This is a genomic window from Nonomuraea sp. NPDC049129 (assembly GCF_040648495.1).
Lineage (GTDB): Bacteria > Actinomycetota > Actinomycetes > Streptosporangiales > Streptosporangiaceae > Nonomuraea.
Genome location: NZ_JBEZDU010000004.1, coordinates 28258 through 46963, shown reverse-complemented (window position 1 = coordinate 46963; position 18706 = coordinate 28258). Strand labels below are relative to the sequence as shown.

At 69.7% G+C, this 18706-nt stretch carries 17 protein-coding genes; 14 read left to right on the top strand and 3 right to left on the bottom strand.

From position 1 onward, the window contains the following. Positions 1–15: 15 nt before the first annotated feature. Both AB0B64_RS13075 and AB0B64_RS13070 read right to left on the bottom strand, forming a co-directional pair. Complete coding sequence (locus AB0B64_RS13075) at positions 16–1065, bottom strand: Gfo/Idh/MocA family oxidoreductase (RefSeq protein WP_358177018.1); 1050 nt, start codon at positions 1063–1065, stop codon at positions 16–18. After that, the gene (locus AB0B64_RS13070) at positions 1058–2308 is read right to left on the bottom strand and encodes an aminotransferase class III-fold pyridoxal phosphate-dependent enzyme (RefSeq protein ID WP_357943092.1); all 1251 of its coding nucleotides are present in this window, start codon (positions 2306–2308) and stop codon (positions 1058–1060) included. Before AB0B64_RS13070 ends, AB0B64_RS13075 begins: the two co-directional genes overlap by 8 nt. 302 nt (positions 2309–2610) lie before the next feature. Here AB0B64_RS13070 and AB0B64_RS13065 point away from each other — a divergent pair, with 302 nt between their 5' ends. The 7 genes from AB0B64_RS13065 to AB0B64_RS13035 all read left to right on the top strand — a co-directional run bounded on the left by AB0B64_RS13065 (position 2611) and on the right by AB0B64_RS13035 (position 9193). Continuing rightward, positions 2611–3312, top strand: coding sequence for a phosphoribosylaminoimidazolesuccinocarboxamide synthase (locus AB0B64_RS13065; RefSeq protein ID WP_357941657.1), 702 nt, complete (start codon positions 2611–2613; stop codon positions 3310–3312). After that, entirely contained in the window at positions 3299–4003 is a 705-nt protein-coding gene (locus AB0B64_RS13060; RefSeq protein WP_357941654.1) for an SDR family NAD(P)-dependent oxidoreductase, read from the top strand. The genes AB0B64_RS13065 and AB0B64_RS13060 overlap by 14 nt, the downstream gene beginning before the upstream one ends. A 16-nt stretch (positions 4004–4019) precedes the next feature. Next, complete coding sequence (gene hisG / locus AB0B64_RS13055) at positions 4020–4910, top strand: ATP phosphoribosyltransferase (RefSeq protein WP_358177015.1); 891 nt, start codon at positions 4020–4022, stop codon at positions 4908–4910. Beyond that, complete coding sequence (locus AB0B64_RS13050; RefSeq protein ID WP_358177013.1) at positions 4904–5329, top strand: hypothetical protein; 426 nt, start codon at positions 4904–4906, stop codon at positions 5327–5329. Before hisG ends, AB0B64_RS13050 begins: the two co-directional genes overlap by 7 nt. Positions 5330–5343: 14 nt before the next feature. Continuing rightward, positions 5344–6582 (top strand): MFS transporter, encoded by a 1239-nt coding sequence (locus AB0B64_RS13045; protein WP_357941648.1) that lies wholly within the window; start codon positions 5344–5346, stop codon positions 6580–6582. Positions 6583–6612: 30 nt separating this feature from the next. Further along, positions 6613–8073, top strand: a complete 1461-nt coding sequence (locus AB0B64_RS13040; RefSeq protein WP_358177010.1) for a cation:proton antiporter — start codon at positions 6613–6615, stop codon at positions 8071–8073. Positions 8074–8200: 127 nt separating this feature from the next. After that, entirely contained in the window at positions 8201–9193 is a 993-nt protein-coding gene (locus tag AB0B64_RS13035; protein ID WP_358177007.1) for an aldo/keto reductase, read from the top strand. A gap of 50 nt (positions 9194–9243) precedes the next feature. Here the strand turns inward: AB0B64_RS13035 and AB0B64_RS13030 are convergent, their stop codons facing one another. Beyond that, positions 9244–10734: a nucleoside hydrolase-like domain-containing protein gene (locus AB0B64_RS13030; protein ID WP_358177004.1), complete on the bottom strand. Its 1491-nt coding sequence runs from the start codon at positions 10732–10734 to the stop codon at positions 9244–9246. A gap of 227 nt (positions 10735–10961) precedes the next feature. On the opposite strand from AB0B64_RS13030, the gene AB0B64_RS13025 reads away from it, so the two are divergent. The 7 genes from AB0B64_RS13025 to AB0B64_RS12995 are packed head-to-tail and all read left to right on the top strand — an operon-like array spanning position 10962 to position 18676. Continuing rightward, positions 10962–11993 (top strand): sugar phosphate isomerase/epimerase family protein, encoded by a 1032-nt coding sequence (locus tag AB0B64_RS13025; RefSeq protein ID WP_357941640.1) that lies wholly within the window; start codon positions 10962–10964, stop codon positions 11991–11993. After that, the gene (locus tag AB0B64_RS13020; RefSeq protein ID WP_358177001.1) at positions 11990–12898 is read left to right on the top strand and encodes a transketolase; all 909 of its coding nucleotides are present in this window, start codon (positions 11990–11992) and stop codon (positions 12896–12898) included. Before AB0B64_RS13025 ends, AB0B64_RS13020 begins: the two co-directional genes overlap by 4 nt. Continuing rightward, positions 12895–13848, top strand: coding sequence for a transketolase C-terminal domain-containing protein (locus tag AB0B64_RS13015; RefSeq protein ID WP_357941636.1), 954 nt, complete (start codon positions 12895–12897; stop codon positions 13846–13848). Before AB0B64_RS13020 ends, AB0B64_RS13015 begins: the two co-directional genes overlap by 4 nt. Continuing rightward, positions 13848–15329 carry an FGGY family carbohydrate kinase gene (locus AB0B64_RS13010; RefSeq protein WP_358176998.1) on the top strand — a complete coding sequence of 494 codons (1482 nt, stop codon included), beginning with the start codon at positions 13848–13850 and terminating at the stop codon, positions 15327–15329. The genes AB0B64_RS13015 and AB0B64_RS13010 overlap by 1 nt, the downstream gene beginning before the upstream one ends. Further along, positions 15326–15976: a DUF2291 domain-containing protein gene (locus AB0B64_RS13005; RefSeq protein ID WP_358176995.1), complete on the top strand. Its 651-nt coding sequence runs from the start codon at positions 15326–15328 to the stop codon at positions 15974–15976. Before AB0B64_RS13010 ends, AB0B64_RS13005 begins: the two co-directional genes overlap by 4 nt. Further along, entirely contained in the window at positions 15973–17508 is a 1536-nt protein-coding gene (locus AB0B64_RS13000; RefSeq protein WP_358176993.1) for a sugar ABC transporter ATP-binding protein, read from the top strand. Before AB0B64_RS13005 ends, AB0B64_RS13000 begins: the two co-directional genes overlap by 4 nt. Beyond that, positions 17501–18676, top strand: coding sequence for an ABC transporter permease (locus AB0B64_RS12995; RefSeq protein ID WP_358176990.1), 1176 nt, complete (start codon positions 17501–17503; stop codon positions 18674–18676). The genes AB0B64_RS13000 and AB0B64_RS12995 overlap by 8 nt, the downstream gene beginning before the upstream one ends. The last annotated feature ends 30 nt before the right edge of the window (positions 18677–18706 follow it).

The window sequence follows — 18706 nt, the reverse complement described above, 5'->3', positions numbered from 1 at the left end:
CACCGCGACTTCCGCCTACGCCCACGCCTGGACCGGATGCTTCAGCAGGCCGGAGCCGTTCTCCCCCGCCGCGTTCAGTTCCTCCATCGCCCGGTCGCAGAGCACGGACGCCGCCAGGGCATCGGTGATCGACGGTGCGTCCTTGGCGTGGCCGTTCGTCTGGTGCCCGTCCCGCGTCGCACGGCAGGCGTCGACGAAGGCCTGGAGCTCCGGTCCGAACCCGCTGCGCGCCCAGCCGTGGTCCAGGTTGCGCGTGCTGTGCAGTTCCTGGCCGTACGGCAGGCCGTCGGACAGTTCGAGCGTCACCCGCTCCAGGGAAGGGGCGCTGTAGCGGCTGCCGTCCATGCCCTGCACCTCGACGCCCACCAGGAAACGCTTGACATGGTTGCCCATGCGCAGCGTCGAGAGTGAGCCGTCGTCGTGACGCAGGAAGAGGTTCACCTGGAAGCGGTCGGGCGCGCCGGGGATGGCGTGCGCGTCCACCTGGACGACAGGCGAGGGCACGAACCAGCAGGCCAGGTCGAGGGCGTGCACCCCGTTGTGCCGGATCCACGCCTCCAGGGTCGTGTCCACCCCCCACTGCGGAGCGGACGGGTGGCGGCTGTAGAAGTCGATGGTCACCGAGCACGGACTGGACCGGATGTCGGTGCTCAACTCGTGCAGCCGCTGGAGGGTTTCGGCGTAGCGGAAGTTGAAGCCCACCTGAACGTGCCGGCCGCTGCGGCACACCACGCGCTCCAGATCCTGGAGCGCGTCGGTGGACGGCCCGGCCGGCTTCTCGACGAAGCAGTCGACGCCGCGTTCGGCCAGCTGCCGGGTGAGCCGGTAGGAAGGCTCCGGTGGCACTGCGAGGATCGCCGCGTCCACGGTCTTGAGGTCGATCGCTTCGATGGAGTCGGCGCAGACCGCGCCGCGGGCCAAGGCCTGGACCTCGGCGGCCAGCGACAGGTCAGGGTCGACGCAGGCCACGACCTGGTAGCCACGGATCCGCTGCAGGAAGGGGAAGAGGTTCTGCTGCATCTGCCGGCCGCAGCCGACGAGCGCGAGGCGCAGGAGATCAGCCACGGTCGGCTCCGTTCCAGTCTTGGAAGGCGCGGCGCGCCCGGTCATGGAAGTCGCTCCAGTCGAGGTCACGATGGGCCAGGCTCACGAAGGACGGGTGCCCTTCGAGCAGGAGGATGCCGGCGCCGGTGAGAGCGCCGAGCAGCGCCTCACGCCGCTCCTTGTCGCCAAGGAGCGCTTCGTCGTGATAGACCAGCTCGAACATCCCGCCGCCGAGCACCGGGCGGGCGCCGAGCAGGTCCGCCACCCCCGCCTCCTTGGCGGCAGCGGAGAGAACGGCCGCCACCTCGGTGCCGATCCGGCCGACCTCGGCCCAGCCGTCCGGCGCGTCCTGGGTGGGCTTCTCCAGAATGTCCCTGGTCGCCAGTGCGGCGTAAATGGCGATCATCTCCTTGGAGAACGTGCCGCTGAGCCGGGCCCGCTCCGCGTGGGCGAGCAGGTCGGCGCCGCCCACCAGGATGCTCAGCGGCGCCCCGTTGGCCAGCGCCTTGCCGATCACGATCAGGTCCGAGCCGATGGCGTTGTCATGGTCATAGCCCAGCGCCGAGATCCGGCCGCCGGTCTTGGTCTCGTCGAAGACGGTCAGCAGGCCGGCCTCGCGGCACATCGCGACGGCCTGCCGCAGCACGTCAGGTGTGGTGAACGAGGCCAGGTAGGCGTCGAAGACGAAGCAGCCCAACCGGCCCCGGTGCCGCTCCAGCAGCTCTGACAGTGACTCCAGGCGAAGATCGACCCAGTTCAGTACGGGCTCGGACTCGCCGATCCCGCGCATCCCGTCGGTGTACCGGAGCTTCTCGCGCAGGGGCGAGTGCAGCGGCTCGTGCCACTTCAGGGAGTTGGCGATCTGGGAGTCGTGCCAGCCGACGTAGCCGCTGCGGACGATTCCGAGCCGGCCGGTCCGCATAGCGGCCAGCCGGAAAGCCGCGGTGACGGCCTCCGAGGCGGTCTTGAAGAACGCGCCCCTATCTCCGGGCCGCTCGCCCAGCAGTCGTTCCAGATATTCCTGGTGGAACGTGGTGAACCCCGGCATCATGATGCCGTTGGCCAGATAGCCGCCGAGAATTTCGTTGAAGAGGTCGTCCGAGTGGCCGATTATCACTGGCCCATAACCCATGACGAAGTCGATGTACGGCACGCCGTTCGCGTCCGACACCTCGCCTCTCTTACCTCGCGAGAACAGGAGCTGTTGTCCTTCTGCCCTGAACTTTTTGGTGATCTTCGAGTGAGCGATCCGCTCATATTGCAACAATGATCCTCTCCTTCCGGGCCAGGCTTAATAAGATCGAAATGTAATTCCAGCGACAATACCTTCGCCCGGCCGGACTGCGTCAAGTACTCCTTTTTCCAGGGTCAACCGATATTCCGGGTTCCCCGCGCGATGAAAAGAAAAGAGATCACGCGGCGCCGATCACGCGCGGGCCAGGCGACTCGGCGGCGACATAGCAAGGCTTCGAGAGCGCCGTCAAGTGAACCTTTTTCCAGGGTTGACAAAACGGTCGCCGCATATCAAGTTGTGTGGGCCATTGTCGGCGGTGATGTGGAGGCGACGTGGACCACGAAGCGACCCGGGGAAGCCCGGATATCATCGGGCGCAGTAAGCGTCTGTGGTTACTGCCCGGCGGGCAGTGCCTCGTGCAGATAATCCCCAGCCTGCGCAGTTTCACCTACCAGCGTGATGAAATCGTCGAGCGCACCGGCCCGCTGCGGCTCGCTTTCTACGAAAGGGCCGCGGCCATGATCGAGGCCGCGGGGGTGCGGTGCGCGTTCAGGGAACGGGTCGCCGAGGACTCCTACCTCGCCGACTACTGCCCCGCGCCCCCCTTCGAAGTGATCGTGAAGAACAGGGCCACCGGATCGACCACCCGGAAGTACCCCGGCCTGTTCGAGGACGGCGCGCCGCTGCCCCGCCCGGTCGTGAAGTTCGACTACCGGATCGACCCCGAGGACCAGCCGATCGGCGAGGACTACCTGAGAGTCCTCGGGCTGCCGGTCGAGGAGATGCGCGAACGCGCGCTCGCCGTCAACGACGTGCTGCGATCGTGGCTGCGCCCGCTGGACGTGTGGGACTTCTGCCTCATCTTCGGGCAGGCGGGCAACGGCGAGCTGACCGTCATCTCCGAGATCTCCCAGGACTGCATCCGGCTGCGGCACGAGGACGGATCCCCCCTGGACAAGGACCTGTTCCGGGACGGTGTCGAAGGAGACGAGATCGTCAACCAGTGGAGTCGCGTCCTCGATGTCATCAAGTGACGCCCGGGTCGCGCTGGTCACCGGCACCAATCGCGGCAGCGGAAAGGCCATCGCCGGGGAACTACGCGACCGCGGCTACCGCCTGTTCTCCCTGAACCGGTCCTTGGCGAGGGAGGACTGGCTCGGGGAGCTCCGGTGCGATCTGGCCGACCCCGCGCAGATCAGGAGGGGGGTCGGCCAGGTGCTCGACGAGGCGGGCCGGATCGACGTCTGCGTGTCCAACGCGGTCGAGCGGGTTCTCGACCCGATAGCCGAGTTGACCGAGGCGGACTGGGAGCGGCTGGTCTCGATCAACCTCAGCGCCAGCTTCCACCTGGTCAAGGCCGTCCTGCCCGCGTTGCGGGCCGGCCGTGGCGTCTTCGTCGCGATGGGCAGCCACGCCGGCACCCGCTACTTCGAGGGCGGCGCCGCCTACAGCGCCACCAAGGCCGGGCTGAAGGCGCTGGTCGAGACGCTGCTGCTGGAGGAACGCCGCAACGGGGTCCGGGCCTGCCTCGTCTCTCCGGGAGCCATCGCCAACCTGGACGGCGATGACTCGGCGCACAAGATGAGCACGCGGTCCGTCGCCCGCTGCGTGGGCACCATCGTCGACTCCTGGCCGACGGACCTCGTGGTGGGAGAAATAGAGGTACGCCCGGCCGACCTCGCCGAACCGCCCATCACCGGCATCGACCGTCTTCTGCATGTGTAGTTTCCGAGGAGGAATCATGCTCTCCCTCGTACTGCCGAAGGGGTCGCTGGAGCGGCGGGCCCTGCAACTGTTCGCGGCCGCGGGGCTGCCCATCCGGCGGCCTTCCGAACGGTCGTACCGTGGCGTGATCGACTACACCGGCGTGACGCACGTCGCGTTCTACAAGCCGCGCGAGATCCCCTTGGCGGTCGAGAGCGGGACGTTCGACCTCGGACTGACCGGCGCCGACTGGATCGAGGAGACCGGCGCCAAGGTCGAGGTGGCGGAGTCCTTCGACTACTCCAGGAACACCGAGCGGCCATGGCGGCTGGTGCTCGCGGCCCCGGCCGACCACCCCGCCACCAGCGTGACCGATCTGCCCGACGGCGTCCGTGTGGCCACCGAATACCCGAACATCGGCCGCCGCTTCTTCCAGGCCGCCGGACGGCGGGCCGAGGTGGTCGTGTCCTACGGCGCGACGGAAGCCAAGATCCCGGAGCTGGCCGATGTGATGATGGACGTCGTGGAGACGGGCCATTCGCTCCGCCAGAACAACCTGCGGATCATCGAGACCATCCGGACCTGCGGCGCGCAACTGATCGCCAACCCGGCCGCGTACGCCGAGAAGAGCAAACGCGGCGTGATCCAGAACATCGCGCTGCTGCTGCGTGGCGCCTGGGTCGGCCCCTCCCACGTGCTGCTGACGGTCCGGACGCTGGCCGAAAGCCTGCCCCAGGTGGTCACCGCGATGCCCGGCCGATCGTGGCGCGCCGGGTCGGACCTGGCGGACGAGAATGTGGTCGTGCTCCAGGGAGTGCTGCTGCGCGGGGACGTCCCTGAGACGATCGACGTCCTGCTGTCGGCCGGAGCGGTCGACGTCACCGAATCGGGAATCGGCCTCCTCGCCTCGAACGTGTCGCGATGCTGATCCGTACCACGAACGACCGGCTCGTCCCCGCGGACGGAGCCGGCTGGCGCGCGTCCTCCGGCCTGCTCGAACTGCGTCTGGCCGCCCCCGTCTCCGCCGATTCCGTCGTGGCGGTCACCCGCGGCGTCCTGCTCGCCGTTGACATGGACGGCCGTTCCCGCGTGCTCGACGTCGACCTCATCGGGCTGCCCGCCGAACTGCTGGCGCCACTGAGCCGGTACGCCGTCCCTCCCCGCCCGACCACCGACAGCGGCCCCGTCGCCTTGGATCTGGACGCGGCCTGGTTGTGGATCCATGTCCAGGACGGTCACCGTGTGTCCCGCCATCGCCGGCCCGCCGACGTGCGCTTCTCCTTCGCCGGAGCCGGGCTGGTGGGCATCCAGGCGCGCCTGACCGCAGCGGCGGATGAACCAGATTAGATCGAAGGAGATTCATGGATCGCCAGCCAACGCCAGGCATCTCGGAGCCGGGCGAGCAATCGCCGCAGCGCTCCCAGTGGGTGCTGATCGCCCTCGTCTACCTCGGCGGGGTCGCCGCGGCGATGAGCCTCGGCAAGTTCGCCTCCGTCGGGCCGGCCGTGGCCGGTGAGCTCGGGCTGTCGCTGTCGGAACTGGGCTGGGTGATCTCGGCGGTCGTCGGCGTGGGCGCCGTCGTCGGCCTGCCCGCCGGATACCTGGTCCGCCGCTTCGGCACGGAGCGGTCGCTGATCGCCGGGCTGGTCCTGATCGCGGCGGCGAGCGCGGCGAGCGTGTGGGCGGGCGACTTCGGCTGGTTGCTGGCCGCCAGAGGCGTCGAAGGCACCGGATACGTCCTGGTCACCATCGCTTGCCCGGCGCTGATCCTCCGCCTGGCCGGCGAACGGGACCGCGGCACCGCCCTGTCGATCTGGGCCACGTTCGTCGCCGTGGGCATCGGACTGAGCACCCTTGGGGGCGGCGTGCTGGGCTCCGCTCTGGGCTGGCGGGGCTGGATCGGGCTGATCGCCGCACTGACGCTGGCGATGGCCCTGGTGGTCTGGGTACGGCTGCCGCGCGGGTCCGGCCGGCAGGCGGCGGCCGGACCCGTTCCCAAGATCGGGGCCCTGAAGTGGCCGGCGGCACTCGCCCTCGCCTTCTGCCTGGGCGCGCTGGTGACCATTCCGGTGATCGTCCTGCTGCCCACGCTCCTCATCGAGGAGTACGGCCGCACGGCCACCGCCGCCGGCGCGGTGACCTCGGTGATCTCCCTGCTCAGCGCGCTCGGCGGATTGGCCGTGGGAGTGCTGCTCCGCCGTGGCACGCCGGTCCGCGTGCTCGCGCTGGTCGGACTCCTCACCGTCCCGGCGGCCTGGCTCATGTACGGTGGCGCGGCCTCGCTGACGGCGGCGCAGGTCGGCGCGGCGATCATCTCGATGGAGAACGGCTTCCTGGGCGCCCTCGTCTTCGCCGCGCTCCCGATGGTGCTGGACCGTCTCGACCACGCCGATGTCGGCAACGGCGTCGTCGCTCAGGCGGGCAGCCTCGGATCGTTGCTCGGCCCGCCGATGTTCGGCCTGGTGGTCGCCGGGCCGGGCTTCCAGGCCCTCGTACCGGTCATCGCCGTCGGGATGGTCGCCGCCGTCGGCGCGCTGCTGCTGGTCGGCGGGCGAGCGGCCCGGTCGTCGGCTGAGCCCTTCAAAGCGCAACCCATGTAGCCATCGCAGACCGCCGGAGGGGGCGTCAGCATGCGTGGACAGAACCCGCTCGAAGACACCGAACAACGCCTCCTGCCCGCCCCGGCCTGGGGTCTGGTGATCGCGCTCACGCTGACCGCCGTGGCCGCCGTGTCGCTCCTGATGGTCTTCGGCTGGGGTGTCCACCCGGTGGCGCGCGGGGTGGTGCCATCGCCGGCAGCGGAGGCGACGCCCATCCAGTCGATCCTGAGGTTGTTCCTCGCCGTGGCGGTCATCGGCGGACTGGCCTCACTCGGCGGCATCGCGGCCCGTCGGATCGGCCAGCCCTCAGTGGTGGGACAGATAGTGGCCGGGCTGCTGCTGGGGCCGTCCGCGCTGGGCGCGCTGGCGCCGGCGGCGACCGAGCTGATCATGCCCGCCGCCGCCATGCAGCACTTGAACCTGCTCGCCCAGGCCGGACTGGCGATCTTCATCTTCACCGTGGGAACGGAGTTCGACCACACCGCCCTGGGCAGGCAACGCACCGTCGTGGGCGTCGCCGCCCTGTCAATGGTGGCCGTCCCCTTCGCCCTGGGCACGGTCGCGGCGATCCCGTTCGCTTCCGCGCTCGCCGGCCCGACGGCGGGCAAGACGGAGTTCGTCCTGTTCATCGGGACCGCGCTGAGCGTCACCGCGTTACCCGTGCTGGCCAGGATCCTGCAGGAAGTCGGCCTGACCGGCACCCGGCTGGGCTCGCTGGCCATCCTGTGCGCCGGCATCGCCGACGTACTCGCGTGGTGTGCGCTCGCCGCGGTGATCGCGCTCGCGCACGCCCGCTCACCCGCCGGCGCGCTGACCACGATGCTGCTCTCCGCCATCCTGGTCCTCGTCGCGCTCCTCGTGCTCCGCCCCGCGCTCAAGACCCTGGCCGACAGGTACGCGGCGACCAGGTTGCCCGCGCCCGCCAGCCTCGTGCTCGTCCTGGGCCTGATCTTCTCCCTGGCGGCGGCGACGGACGTCATCGGCGCACACGCGATCTTCGGCGCCCTCCTGGCCGGCGTCGTGATCCCCCGTAACGCCCGCGTCCTGGGCACGGTGCCCGACCGGCTCGCCTCACTCAACCGCGCGCTGCTGCTGCCGGTGTTCTTCGCCTCGATCGGGCTGCAGGCCGACGTACGCATGGCCTTCGACGACCCGACGGTGCTGTTGGGCGGGGCGGTGCTGCTCGTGGCCGCGGTCCTCGGCAAACTCGGCACCGCCGCCGTGACCGCCTGGGCCGGCGGCATGCCGGGACGGCTCGCGCTCGGCCTCGGCGTCCTCATGAACGCGCGCGGCGTCACCGAGATCGTCGTGCTCAGCACGGGGCTCAGCATCGGCGTGATCGGAGCGGGCACGTTCACGGTGCTGATGCTCATGGCGCTGATCACCACCGTGATGACGGTGCCCGCGCTGCGCCTGCTGGGGCTGTGCCATCCGGAGCGGACATCGCCCGCCCCGATGCCACGACCAGCCGAAAAGGAGCGCCTTGCCTGAGCGTCTATGCGGTGTCAACGAATCGTGAATGGCCGCCCGGCAGAATTCGAGCGCGCCTGACGCATTGACCTCGAGTCGCCTCTAGGGTGCACAATCCCGCCCAACGCTCAATTTGGAAGGGATTCCCATGAGGTATCGCACGATCGGCAGTGGTCCGAAGACCCGTCGTCAGGTCAGTGTGCTGAGTCTTGGCGCCATGCTGTTCGGCACCACCATCGACGAGGCGACGTCGTACGCCATCCTCGACCGCTTCGTCGAGGCCGGCGGCACTTTCCTCGACACCGCCAACAACTACGCCTATTGGGTCAACGGCACTCAGGGGGGTGAAAGCGAGGCGCTGCTCGGCCGCTGGCGACGCAGCCGCGGCATCACGGACGAGATCGTCATCGCCACCAAGCTCGGCGGGCGGCCGAACGTTCCATCGTCTGCCCTCAGCCATGACCTTGAGGGCTTGTCGGCCCGGGTGATCCGGGAATCCTCGGAGCGCAGCCGGGAGCGGCTTGGCGTAGACAAGCTGGATCTCCTGTACGCACACGCCTACCTCGAAGGTTGGAAGGTACCGCTGGAGGAGACGGTCGAGGGTTTCGCGGGTCTGGTCGAGGAAGGCACTGTCGGTCTACTTGGGGCGAGCAATCACTGGACGTGGCGACTCGAGCGGGCCCGGAACCTGGCGGCCGCGGCGGGGCTGCCCGGCTATGAGGTCGTGCAATATCACCACACGTACCTCCGTCAGCGCACCGATCTTCCGACGCTGCGCTCTCAGGACGGCAACCTCGGCGTGGTCGGCGGTGATCTGCTCAGCTACCTGCGAGCTGAGCCCGAACTCGCGCTGGTCGCCTACTCACCCTTGCTGAGCGGCGGTTACGTACGTGACGACAAGCCGCTCGGCGACGCGTTCGAGCACGCGGGCACCCCCCGGCGTCTCGCGGCGCTGCGGGAAGTGGCCCAGGAGACAGGAGCGACCGTCAACCAGGTGGTGCTCGCCTGGCTCATCGGCGGCGAGATCCCGGTGATCCCGCTGGTCGGCGCTTCCTCGGTCGAGCAGTTGGAGGAGAGCCTGGCCGCGGCGGACCTGGAGTTGACGGCGGAACAGCGAGCGAAACTCGACGCCGCCTACTGACCAACATCACCCGGCGGGCATGACGGCTCGCCGGGTGATGTCGCGCATCGTCAGACGACCCGGATGAACACGCGGTCGTAGCGGGTGAGGGGGAACGTGCCGCCGTCGGTGCCCTGGAGGATGATCGAGATGGTCTGGCCCGGTGTCGCGTCCGCCGGGACGGTGACGGCGGCCCGGCCGCGACCGCGGTCGGTGATCGTGGCGGTGCCGGGGTAGCTGCCTTCTTCTCGGTACTGCGACCAGCGGAGCGTCACAGAGTCCCGGTCAGGATCGGTGGTGCGGCCGGTCAGCGTGACGACGGAGCCGGGCCGGGCCCGGACAGTGTCGTTGCCGTCAATGTCGACCGTGGGCGGGTGGTTACCGTCGCGGTACTTGGGGGTCAGGGTCCACCGCATGCGGGCCGCGAAGTCGTTCTGCGCGGCTCCGGCCCACCGCAGCGTCGTGTAGTTCTTGACGTCGGCGCCGGTTTCGTCCTTCTCCGCGCCCACCATGGTCCACAGGTTCGGCGTGGTGGTCGTCTGGGTCGCGCGGCCGCCCCAGCCGCCGAGCAGCGGGTTCTCCGGTTCCTGGATGCCGGTGTTGAGCAAGGGGTTGAAGGCCACGTTGTCGCCCTCGGAGAGGAAGTCGTACGGCGCCAGCGGCTTGCACCAGCCGCCCGCGGCACGCTCGGGGTCGCCGAAGATGTCGAGTTGGTCGCCCGGCATCGACTGGCCGTCCAGCCATGACCGGTAGAGCGAGCCCAGCGGCCCGATCTGGATGTTCTTCTTGATCCACGCGCCGCTGAAGTAGACGCGGTCAGCCGGTAGGCCTCGGACGTTGCCCTGCCCGCGCTCGCAGTTGTAACCCCAGGTCGCATAGCCTGCCGCCAGGTTCTCGACGCGGATCTCCGGCCAGACGGGAGCGATGTACTGCGCGTAGGTGTCGTCCTGGAAGCCGCTGGCCAGGATCACCGCCTTCTTCGAGACCGCGGCCTTGACGCGAGGCCATTGCCTCGTGCGGCCGAAGCGGTCCTCGATCGACTTGAGGGCCCGGGCGATCGTGTTGGTGCCGCCCCACGCCTGGAGGTACAGCGGCCGGGAATCGTGGTCCAGCAGCAGGTCGCGGATGAGGTCGGAGCCCTCGGTGTCCTTGGCCATCTCGTTCTCGAACTCGATGTTGCCGATCTTGACCTTGGACAGCAGCTCGCCCGGCGCGGGGTAGTGGGAGTCATGCCTGCGCAGATTGGGGTAGACCTCGGCGTACGCGCGCAGGGCCTGGTCCTGGATGGTCCGCGTCCCGGTCCATCGCCATGAGGTCTGCGGCGTGGTGTACTCCCGGCCGGGGAGGAAGAACGGCGTGCCCTTGCCATCTCCTGACCAGTGGAACCTGCCGCTGCTGTAGATGATCCCCTCGGTGTCGACCTCGTTGGTGTAGAGCAGATAACGGATGAGCGAGGCGTAGTCGTCCTGCTCCATGTCGGTGGTGACGACCGTTCTGGGCAGGTTCCCTTCCGGGTGGATGCTGTCGGCCTCGGCCGCCGCGGGGAGCGTGGCGACAGTCATGCCGAGAGCCGCGATCATGCAGGTCAATGCCCGGATACGTCGCCTGCTCCGGGGGGCGGGGAGTCTGGAGGGGGGCACGGCAACTCCTTCTGCGAATACCTATTCACCGCTGAGTGGCGAAGGGCATGCGCAGTATTCATGCTGCTCCTGGATGTCGTCAAGGTTGCCGACGCATGACCAAGGGCACCCCATTGACACCTCTTTTCATCCTCCCGTAACTTGCTTGCATGTCTGATCGTGATCGCATAAACATTCAGCCCCACGATGAGCCGGTCTACGGGGCCGGCATCTGGCACTTTGCCACCTATGTCGACCGGTATGCGACCGACGGCTACGGCGAGCCGAAGACGGTCTTGGACTGCATCAAGCTTGCCGGGGCAGTGGGCGACCTGTCCGTGGTCGACCTGAACTGGCCGTTTCCGCCCGGCGGCATCAGCACCGCCGAGGTTCGGGCGGCGCTCGACGAGCAGAACCTGCGCGCGATCGCGGTGACGCCCGAGTTCTACACGGGCAAGTTCGCCAAGGGCGGTTTCACCAACCCCGACCCCGCCGTACGCCAGGACGCCATCGACCTGGTGGCGGCCGCGGCCGAAGTCGGGCGTGAGCTGGGTGTCGACTACGTCAAGTTGTGGCCCGGGCAGGACGGTTACGACTATCCCTTCCAGGCCGACTACACCGACCTGTGGGACAAGTCGGTCGGCGCGGTCCGCGAGCTCGCGCAGGCGTTCCCCGACTTGAAGTTCGCGATCGAGTACAAGCCGCGCGAGCCGCGCAACCGGATGGTCTTCTCCTCCGTCGCGCGCACCCTGCTCGCGATCGAGGACATGGGCGTGGACAACGTCGGCATCCTGCTCGACTTCGGCCACTCCCTGTACGGCGGCGAGACACCGGCCGAGGCCGCCAAGATGGCGATGAGCCGCGGAAAACTCTTCGCGATCGACGTCAACGACAACTTCCGCGGCTGGGACGACGACATGGTCGTCGGCTCGGTGCACCTGCTGGAGACGTTCGAGTTCTTCTTCGCCCTGCGCGACGCCGGCTGGCAGGGCGTCTGGCAGCTCGACCAGTTCCCGTTCCGCGAGGACTCCGTCGAGGCGGCGCGGGCGGGCATCCGCACCATGCGCGCCTTCCACCACGCGCTGGGCTACCTCGACCGCGACGCGCTCGCCGCCGCCCAGTCGGCGCAGGACGCCCTCGGCGCCCAGCGCATCGCGAAGCGGGCGCTCTACCGGGCACTCGCCGAGAGCGAGTCCGCATGACCGCCGTGAAGATCGCGTCCAGGCCCCTCGAACTGGACGCGCCCGTCGCCAACGCCTACGTCGAGCGGAGTGCGCTCCTGCGCGCGGCCTCGCCCGCCGAGGCGGCCCCCGAGCTGGCCGGAATCGCCACCCGCATCCGGCGCGACATCCTCACGACCATCCAGGCGGCCCGGATGGGGCACGTCGGTGGCGACCTGTCGGTGACGGACCTGCTGGTGACCGCCATGTGGGGGACACTGCGGCTCGACCCGCACGACCCGGCCAACCCCCTGCGTGACCGGTTCGTGCTGAGCAAGGGTCACTGCGCCGCCGCGCTGTACTCGACGCTGGCCTCCTGCGGCTTCTTCCCCCAGGATCGGCTCGCCGAGTACATGGCGCCGCTGTCGCCGCTGAACGGCCACCCCAACCGGGTCAAGGTGCCCGGCGTGGAGACCAACACGGGCCCGCTCGGGCACGGCTTCCCGGTCGCCACCGGCTGCGCCCTCGGCGCCAAGCTGCGCGGCGAGACCTGGCGCACCATCGTCGTCCTCGGCGACGGCGAGATGCAGGAGGGCAGCAACTGGGAGGCGGCCATGACGGCCGCCCACTACGGCCTGGCGAACCTGACGGCCGTGGTCGACCGCAACCGGCTGCAGCAGGGCGCGCGTACCGAGGACACCAAGTCGCTGGAGCCGCTCGACCAGAAGTGGGCGAGCTTCGGCTGGGAGGTGCGCGTCATCGACGGCCACGACCACGCCGCGATCAAGCAGGCGTACGCGCCGTCGTCGACGGGCAAGCCCGTCGCCGTCATCGCCAACACCGTCAAGGGCAAGGGTGTCTCATTCATGGAAGACCGGGTCGAGTGGCACCACAAGGTGCCCACCGACGAGCAGGTCCAGCTCGCGCTCGAGGAGCTGAGCCGATGACCGCCCTCGCCGAGCAGGCCCCCACGTTCGACTGCCGCGTCGACTTCGGCGAGGAGCTGGCCGCCCTGGCCCGCGCCGACGAGCGGATCGTGGCGGTCTGCAATGACTCGGTCGGATCCAGCAACCTGGTCAAATTCCGCGAGGAGTTCCCCGACCGCCTGATCAACGTCGGCATCGCCGAACAGGACCTCGTCGGCGTGTCAGCCGGCCTGGCCAACGCCGGTTTCATCCCCTTCGTCTCCGCCGCGGCGCCGTTCCTCACCGGGCGCGCCCTGGAGCAGATCAAGGCGGACGTGGCCTACAGCGACCGGCACGTGGTGCTGTGCGGGCAGAGCCCGGGCATGGCGTACGGCGAGCTGGGACCCACCCACCACTCCATCGAGGATCTGTCCTGGATGCGCGCCGTCCCCGGGCTGCGCATCGTCGTCCCGGCCGACCCGTCGCAGACTCGCGACGCCGTCCGCTGGGCCGCGGCGTCCGGTCTCCCCTCCTATATCCGGATCCCCCGCTTCAAGGTCCCCGCGGTGACACCGGCGGGCACGCCCTTCGAGGCCGGCCGGGCGACGCGCCTGGCCGAAGGCGACGACGTGACCGTGATCGCGATCGGCACGATGGTCTCGCGGGCCCTCGACGCGGCCGCGCTCCTGCGCGCGGAGGGCCTCACCGCGCGGGTGGTCAACATGACCTTCGTCGAGCCGCTGGACGTGGCCGAGGTCGTCGCCGCCGCGGAGCAGACCGGCGCGATCATCACCGCGGAGGAGGGCCTGCTGTCCGGCGGTCTGGGCGCCGCCGTCGCCAAGGTCGTCGCGGAGCGCCATCCCGTGCCCGTACGCATGCTGGGCGTCCCGACGTTCGCACCGACGGGAAGCACGTCCTTCCTGCTCGACCACTTCGGCCTGAACGCCGAGGGCATCGTCAAGGCCGCCCGTGAGGCTTTGGGACGGGACTGATGGAACCGCTCGTCCTCGCCATCGATCAGGGCACCGGCTCCACCAAGGCCCTGCTGGTCGACGCCGCCGGCCAGGTCGTGGCCCGCGCCAGTGCGCCGTTGTCCCAGAGCCACCCGGCTCCGGGGCTGGCGGAGCAGGACGCCGAGGAACTGCTCGGCAGCGTCCGCGACGCCGTCGCCGCCTGCCTGCGGCAGGCCGATCCGCGGGCCGTACGCGGGATCGGGCTGAGCACCCAGCGCGAGTCGGTGGTCCTGTGGGACGCGGCGACCGGACGGCCGGTCGCGCCACTGGTCGGCTGGCAGGACCAGCGCGGCGCGGACCGAGCGGCCCAGCTCTTGGACGAAGGGTACGGCGACCTGGTCCGGAGTCGTACCGGGCTCCCGCTGGACCCGATGTTCTCGGCGCTGAAGATGGGCGCCCTGCTCGACCGGCACGACCCGGCGCGCGAGCGCAGCGGGCGCGGCGAGTTGCGCCTGGGCACCGTGGACGCGTGGCTGCTCGACGCGCTCACCGGCGAATTCGTCACCGAGGTGGGCAATGCCTCCCGCACTCAGCTGCTGAACCTCGCGACCGGTGACTGGGACGACGAACTGCTGGAGATCTTCGGCGTCCCCCGCGCGGCGCTGGGCCGCGTCGTCGCCTCCACCGGCCCCTTCGGCACGGTCCGCGACCTGGACCCGCTGCCCGCCGGGGTGCCCGTGCTCGCGGTGCTGGGCGATTCGCACGCCGCGCTGTTCGCGCACGCGGGCTGGCGGCCGGGCGTGGTCAAGGTGACCTACGGCACGGGATCGTCGGTGATGACGGTCGCGGAGTCGCCTGGGCTGGGTGGGCCGGGCAGCCCGGTCTGCGACACGATCGCCTGGTCCACCGGGCAGGGGCCGACGTTCGCCAGCGAGGCGAACATCCGCTCCACCGGCCGGACCCTGACCTGGCTGGCGGACTTGCTCGGCATCTCCGCGGACCAGGTCGTCGACCTGGCGGCCGGCTCCGACGCGGGCGACGTCACCCTCGTACCGGCATTCGGCGGCCTGGGAGCGCCGTGGTGGGACCCCCGGGCGGTGCCGGTGCTGGCCGGGTTCGACCTCGGCACCGGACGGGAGCAGCTCGCGCGGGCGGCCCTGGAGTCGGTGGCGCACCAGGTCGACGACGTCCTGACCGCCATGCCGGGCCTGCGCCGGATCGTCGCCGACGGCGGCCTGACCCGCAGCACCGCGCTCATGCGGCTGCAGGCCGGCCTCAGCGATGTCGAGGTGGCCCGCACCCGTCATCACGAGCTGTCGGCGGGCGGCGCGGCCGACCTGGCCGGTCTCGGCCTGGGCCTGTGGACCACCGCCGACCTCGAACGCCGGGCCGACGGCGACGTGGAGATCTTCACCCCTGACTGGAGCGCGGAGCACCGCAGGGCAGCCGCGGCGAGATGGCACCAGCGCCTCACGGTCGCCCGCGACCTCGGCGCACGCGCGAACGGGAGTACGTCATGACAGCAGTGCAATCCACCCGGCCCGGCTGGCTCACGCTGGGCCGCGGCAGCCTGATCGCGCTCGTGCTCGTGATCATCGCGATCATCGCCAGTACGACGTACCGCTCGGACACCGCGCCGCGCGCCGGCGAGCAGGCGAAATTCGACCCGGCCCGCTACGGCGCCGCGACCTACGGGCCGAAGGTCGTACCGGCGATCAAGAGCAAGGCCGTCGACATCGTCACGCTGAGCAAGGCGATCGCCGACGACACGGACGCGGCCGGCCAGAAGTACGGCCACCGCGCCGGCACCGGGCCGTACAGCTACGCCGTCACGCTGACCGGCACCGCCGGTTCGGCGAAGAGCGGCCTGCTGCCGGTCGAGGTGCCCGGCATCGGCAAGGCCAGGGTCCAGGTGCAGATCGGCCCGGCCATCAACGGCACGGCGCTGCGCGACGCGGTCGGTTTCATCGCGTTCGGCCAGTTCGTCAACCAGGTCGACTACGCCGACGCGGGCACCGCCCTGAACAACGAGGTCAAGGCGAAGGTGCTGTCGTCGCTCGATGTCCCGTCACTCGACGGCAAGAAGGTCACCGTGGTCGGCGCGATGACGCCACTGACCGCCGACGTACTGACCGTCACGCCGATCTCCGTCGAGGCGGCGTCGTGACGGCGACCCCAGTGCTGCGGGCGGTCGACGTCACCAAGGTGTACGGCGGGACGCAGGCGCTCAAGGGCGTCTCGCTCGACATCGTCCCGGGGCGCGTGGTGGTGCTGTTCGGCGAGAACGGCGCCGGCAAGTCGACGCTGATGAAGATCCTCAGCGCGGTCGAGTCGCCCACCACCGGCCAGGTGGAGCTCGACGGGAAGGTCGTCGAGTTCGGCAGCGCCCGCGACGCGGCCGATCGCGGCATCTCGATCATCCATCAGGAACTCAGCCTGTGCTCGAACCTCAGCATCCAGGACAACCTGTTCCTCGGGCGGGAGCGGACTCGCGGCGGCGTCCTCGTCGACCGCGCGACCATGCGCTCGCTGGCGGCCGGCGTGCTCCGCCGTCTGGACGGGGCGCTGAACCCCGACCTGATGGTCGGCGACCTGCGGCTGGGCCAGCAGCAACTCGTCGAGATCGCCCGCGCGCTGCTGCAGGACGCCCGGATCCTGATCATGGACGAGCCGACGTCGGCGCTGAGCGCCCCGGAGGTGGAGGTCCTCTTCCAGGTCATCCGCGAGCTCACGGCCGAAGGCGTGGCGATCGTCTACATCTCCCACCACCTGGAAGAGGCGCTCGACATCGCCGACGACGTGGCCGTGCTCCGCGACGGCTCCATGGTCGCCACGGCCGCCGCCGACGACGTCGACCTCGCCTGGGTCGTACGCAAGATGGTCGGCCGCGACCAGGACGACCTCTTCCCGACCCGCGAGCCCAAACTCGGGCCGGTGGCGCTCGAGATGGTCGAACTGTCGGTCGCCGACCCCGCCAACCCCGACCGCCTGGCCGTCGACGGCGTCTCGCTCACCGTCCGCGCCGGCGAGACCGTCGGCATCTACGGGCTCATGGGCAGCGGCCGTACCGAACTCCTGGAGTGCCTGGCCGGCCGCCTGCACGCCGAATCGGGAGAGATCCGCCTGTACGGGGAGCCGGTCGTCGGCAACGTACGCAGCCGCATCCAGGCCGGGCTGGCCCTGGTCCCCGAGGACCGCCAGCGTGACGGGCTGGTCCAGACGATGAGCGTGGGCCAGAACCTGTCCCTGGCCGCGCTGACCGGTTTCGTGCGCCGCCTCTTCGTGAACCGCACGAAGGAACGCGCCGCCGTCCAGAAGATGATCACCGATGTCACCGTCAAGACCAGCGGCCCCGACGCCCCGATCGGCTCGCTGAGCGGCGGCAACCAGCAGAAGGTCGTCATCGGCAAGGCCCTGATGACCGGCCTCCGCGTACTGCTGCTCGACGAACCGTCCCGCGGCGTGGACGTCGCCGCCAAGGCCGACGTCTTCGAACTGATGGCGCGGCAGGCCGAACGCGGCCTGGCGGTGCTGTTCACCACATCTGAGACCGAAGAGGCGCTGCACATACCCGATCGCCTGCTCGTCCTGGTCCGCGGCAGGCTGATCGCCGACCTCCGAGCCGGCGAGATCACCCGCGACCAGCTGATGAGCCTGGCCGACAGCGCCGACACCACCGAAGAGGTTAGCCATGGCTGACACCCTGACCAACGACCACGCAGCCGTGCTGCGGCAACGCCGCCGGGCGGCGGCGGAGGCGCGCCGCCTGAAGACGCTCAATTCGATCTTCGAGCTACGTGCGTTCATCGCGCTCGGTGTCCTGATCATCGTCTTCGCCCTGCTGTCCGACTCCTTCCTCACCGTCGACAACCTGATCACGATGATCAAGCATGTGGCCATCAACGCCGTCCTGGCGCTCGGCATGCTGCTGGTGATCCTCAAGGGCGGCATCGACCTGTCGGTCGGCTCCATCGTCGGGTTGTCGGGCGTGATCGCCGGCGAACTGCTCCAAGGCGTACATCTGAGCCTGTTCGGCGTCATCGCCTACCCGCCGGTGTGGGCGGTGGTCATCCTGTGCATCGCGGCCGGCACCGTGATGGGCAGCATCAACGGCCTGCTCATCACCAGACTGAACGTCGCGCCCTTCATCGCGACGCTGGGCATGCTGTACGTCGCGCGCGGCGCCGCGCTCCTGATCTCCGGCGGCACCACCTATCCCAAGCTCGGCGGCGACCCCAGCACCCACAACACCGGCTTCGACTGGATCGGCGGCGGCCGGCCGCTCGGCCTTCCGGTGGCGATCTGGATCATGATCATCCTCGCCGCCGTCGTCGCCGTACTCCTGCGCTCGACGCCCTTCGGCCGCTGGCTCTACGCCACGGGCGGCAACGAGCGGGCCACCGAACTCACCGGCGTCCCCGTCCAGCGCGTCAAGGTGATCGTCTACATGATCTCCGGCGCCTGCGCCGCGATGTCCGGCCTCATCATCGCCTCCGAGCTCACCTCGGCCGCGCCACAGGCCGGCGACAGCTTCGAGCTCAACGCCATCGCGGCCGTCGTCATCGGCGGCGCCGCCCTGTCCGGCGGGCGCGGGAACGTACGCGGCACTCTCGTCGGCGCCCTGGTCATCGGCTTCCTCGCCGACGGCCTGGTCATCGTCGGCGTCTCGACGTTCTGGCAGATCTTCATCAAGGGCACCGTGATCATCGTCGCGGTCATCCTCGACCAGACCCAGCAGCGCTTCCAGCGCCGCGGCGCCGCCGCATCGGCGGTCGCGGTGGTGGTCGCCGACGAACCGGCGACCACCGACGACGAACCGGCTGCAACCGACAACGCCCCGGTCAGACCCGGCACCCCCGCCCGCTGACCCTCATCTTTTTCCAAGCGCCGACCCTCA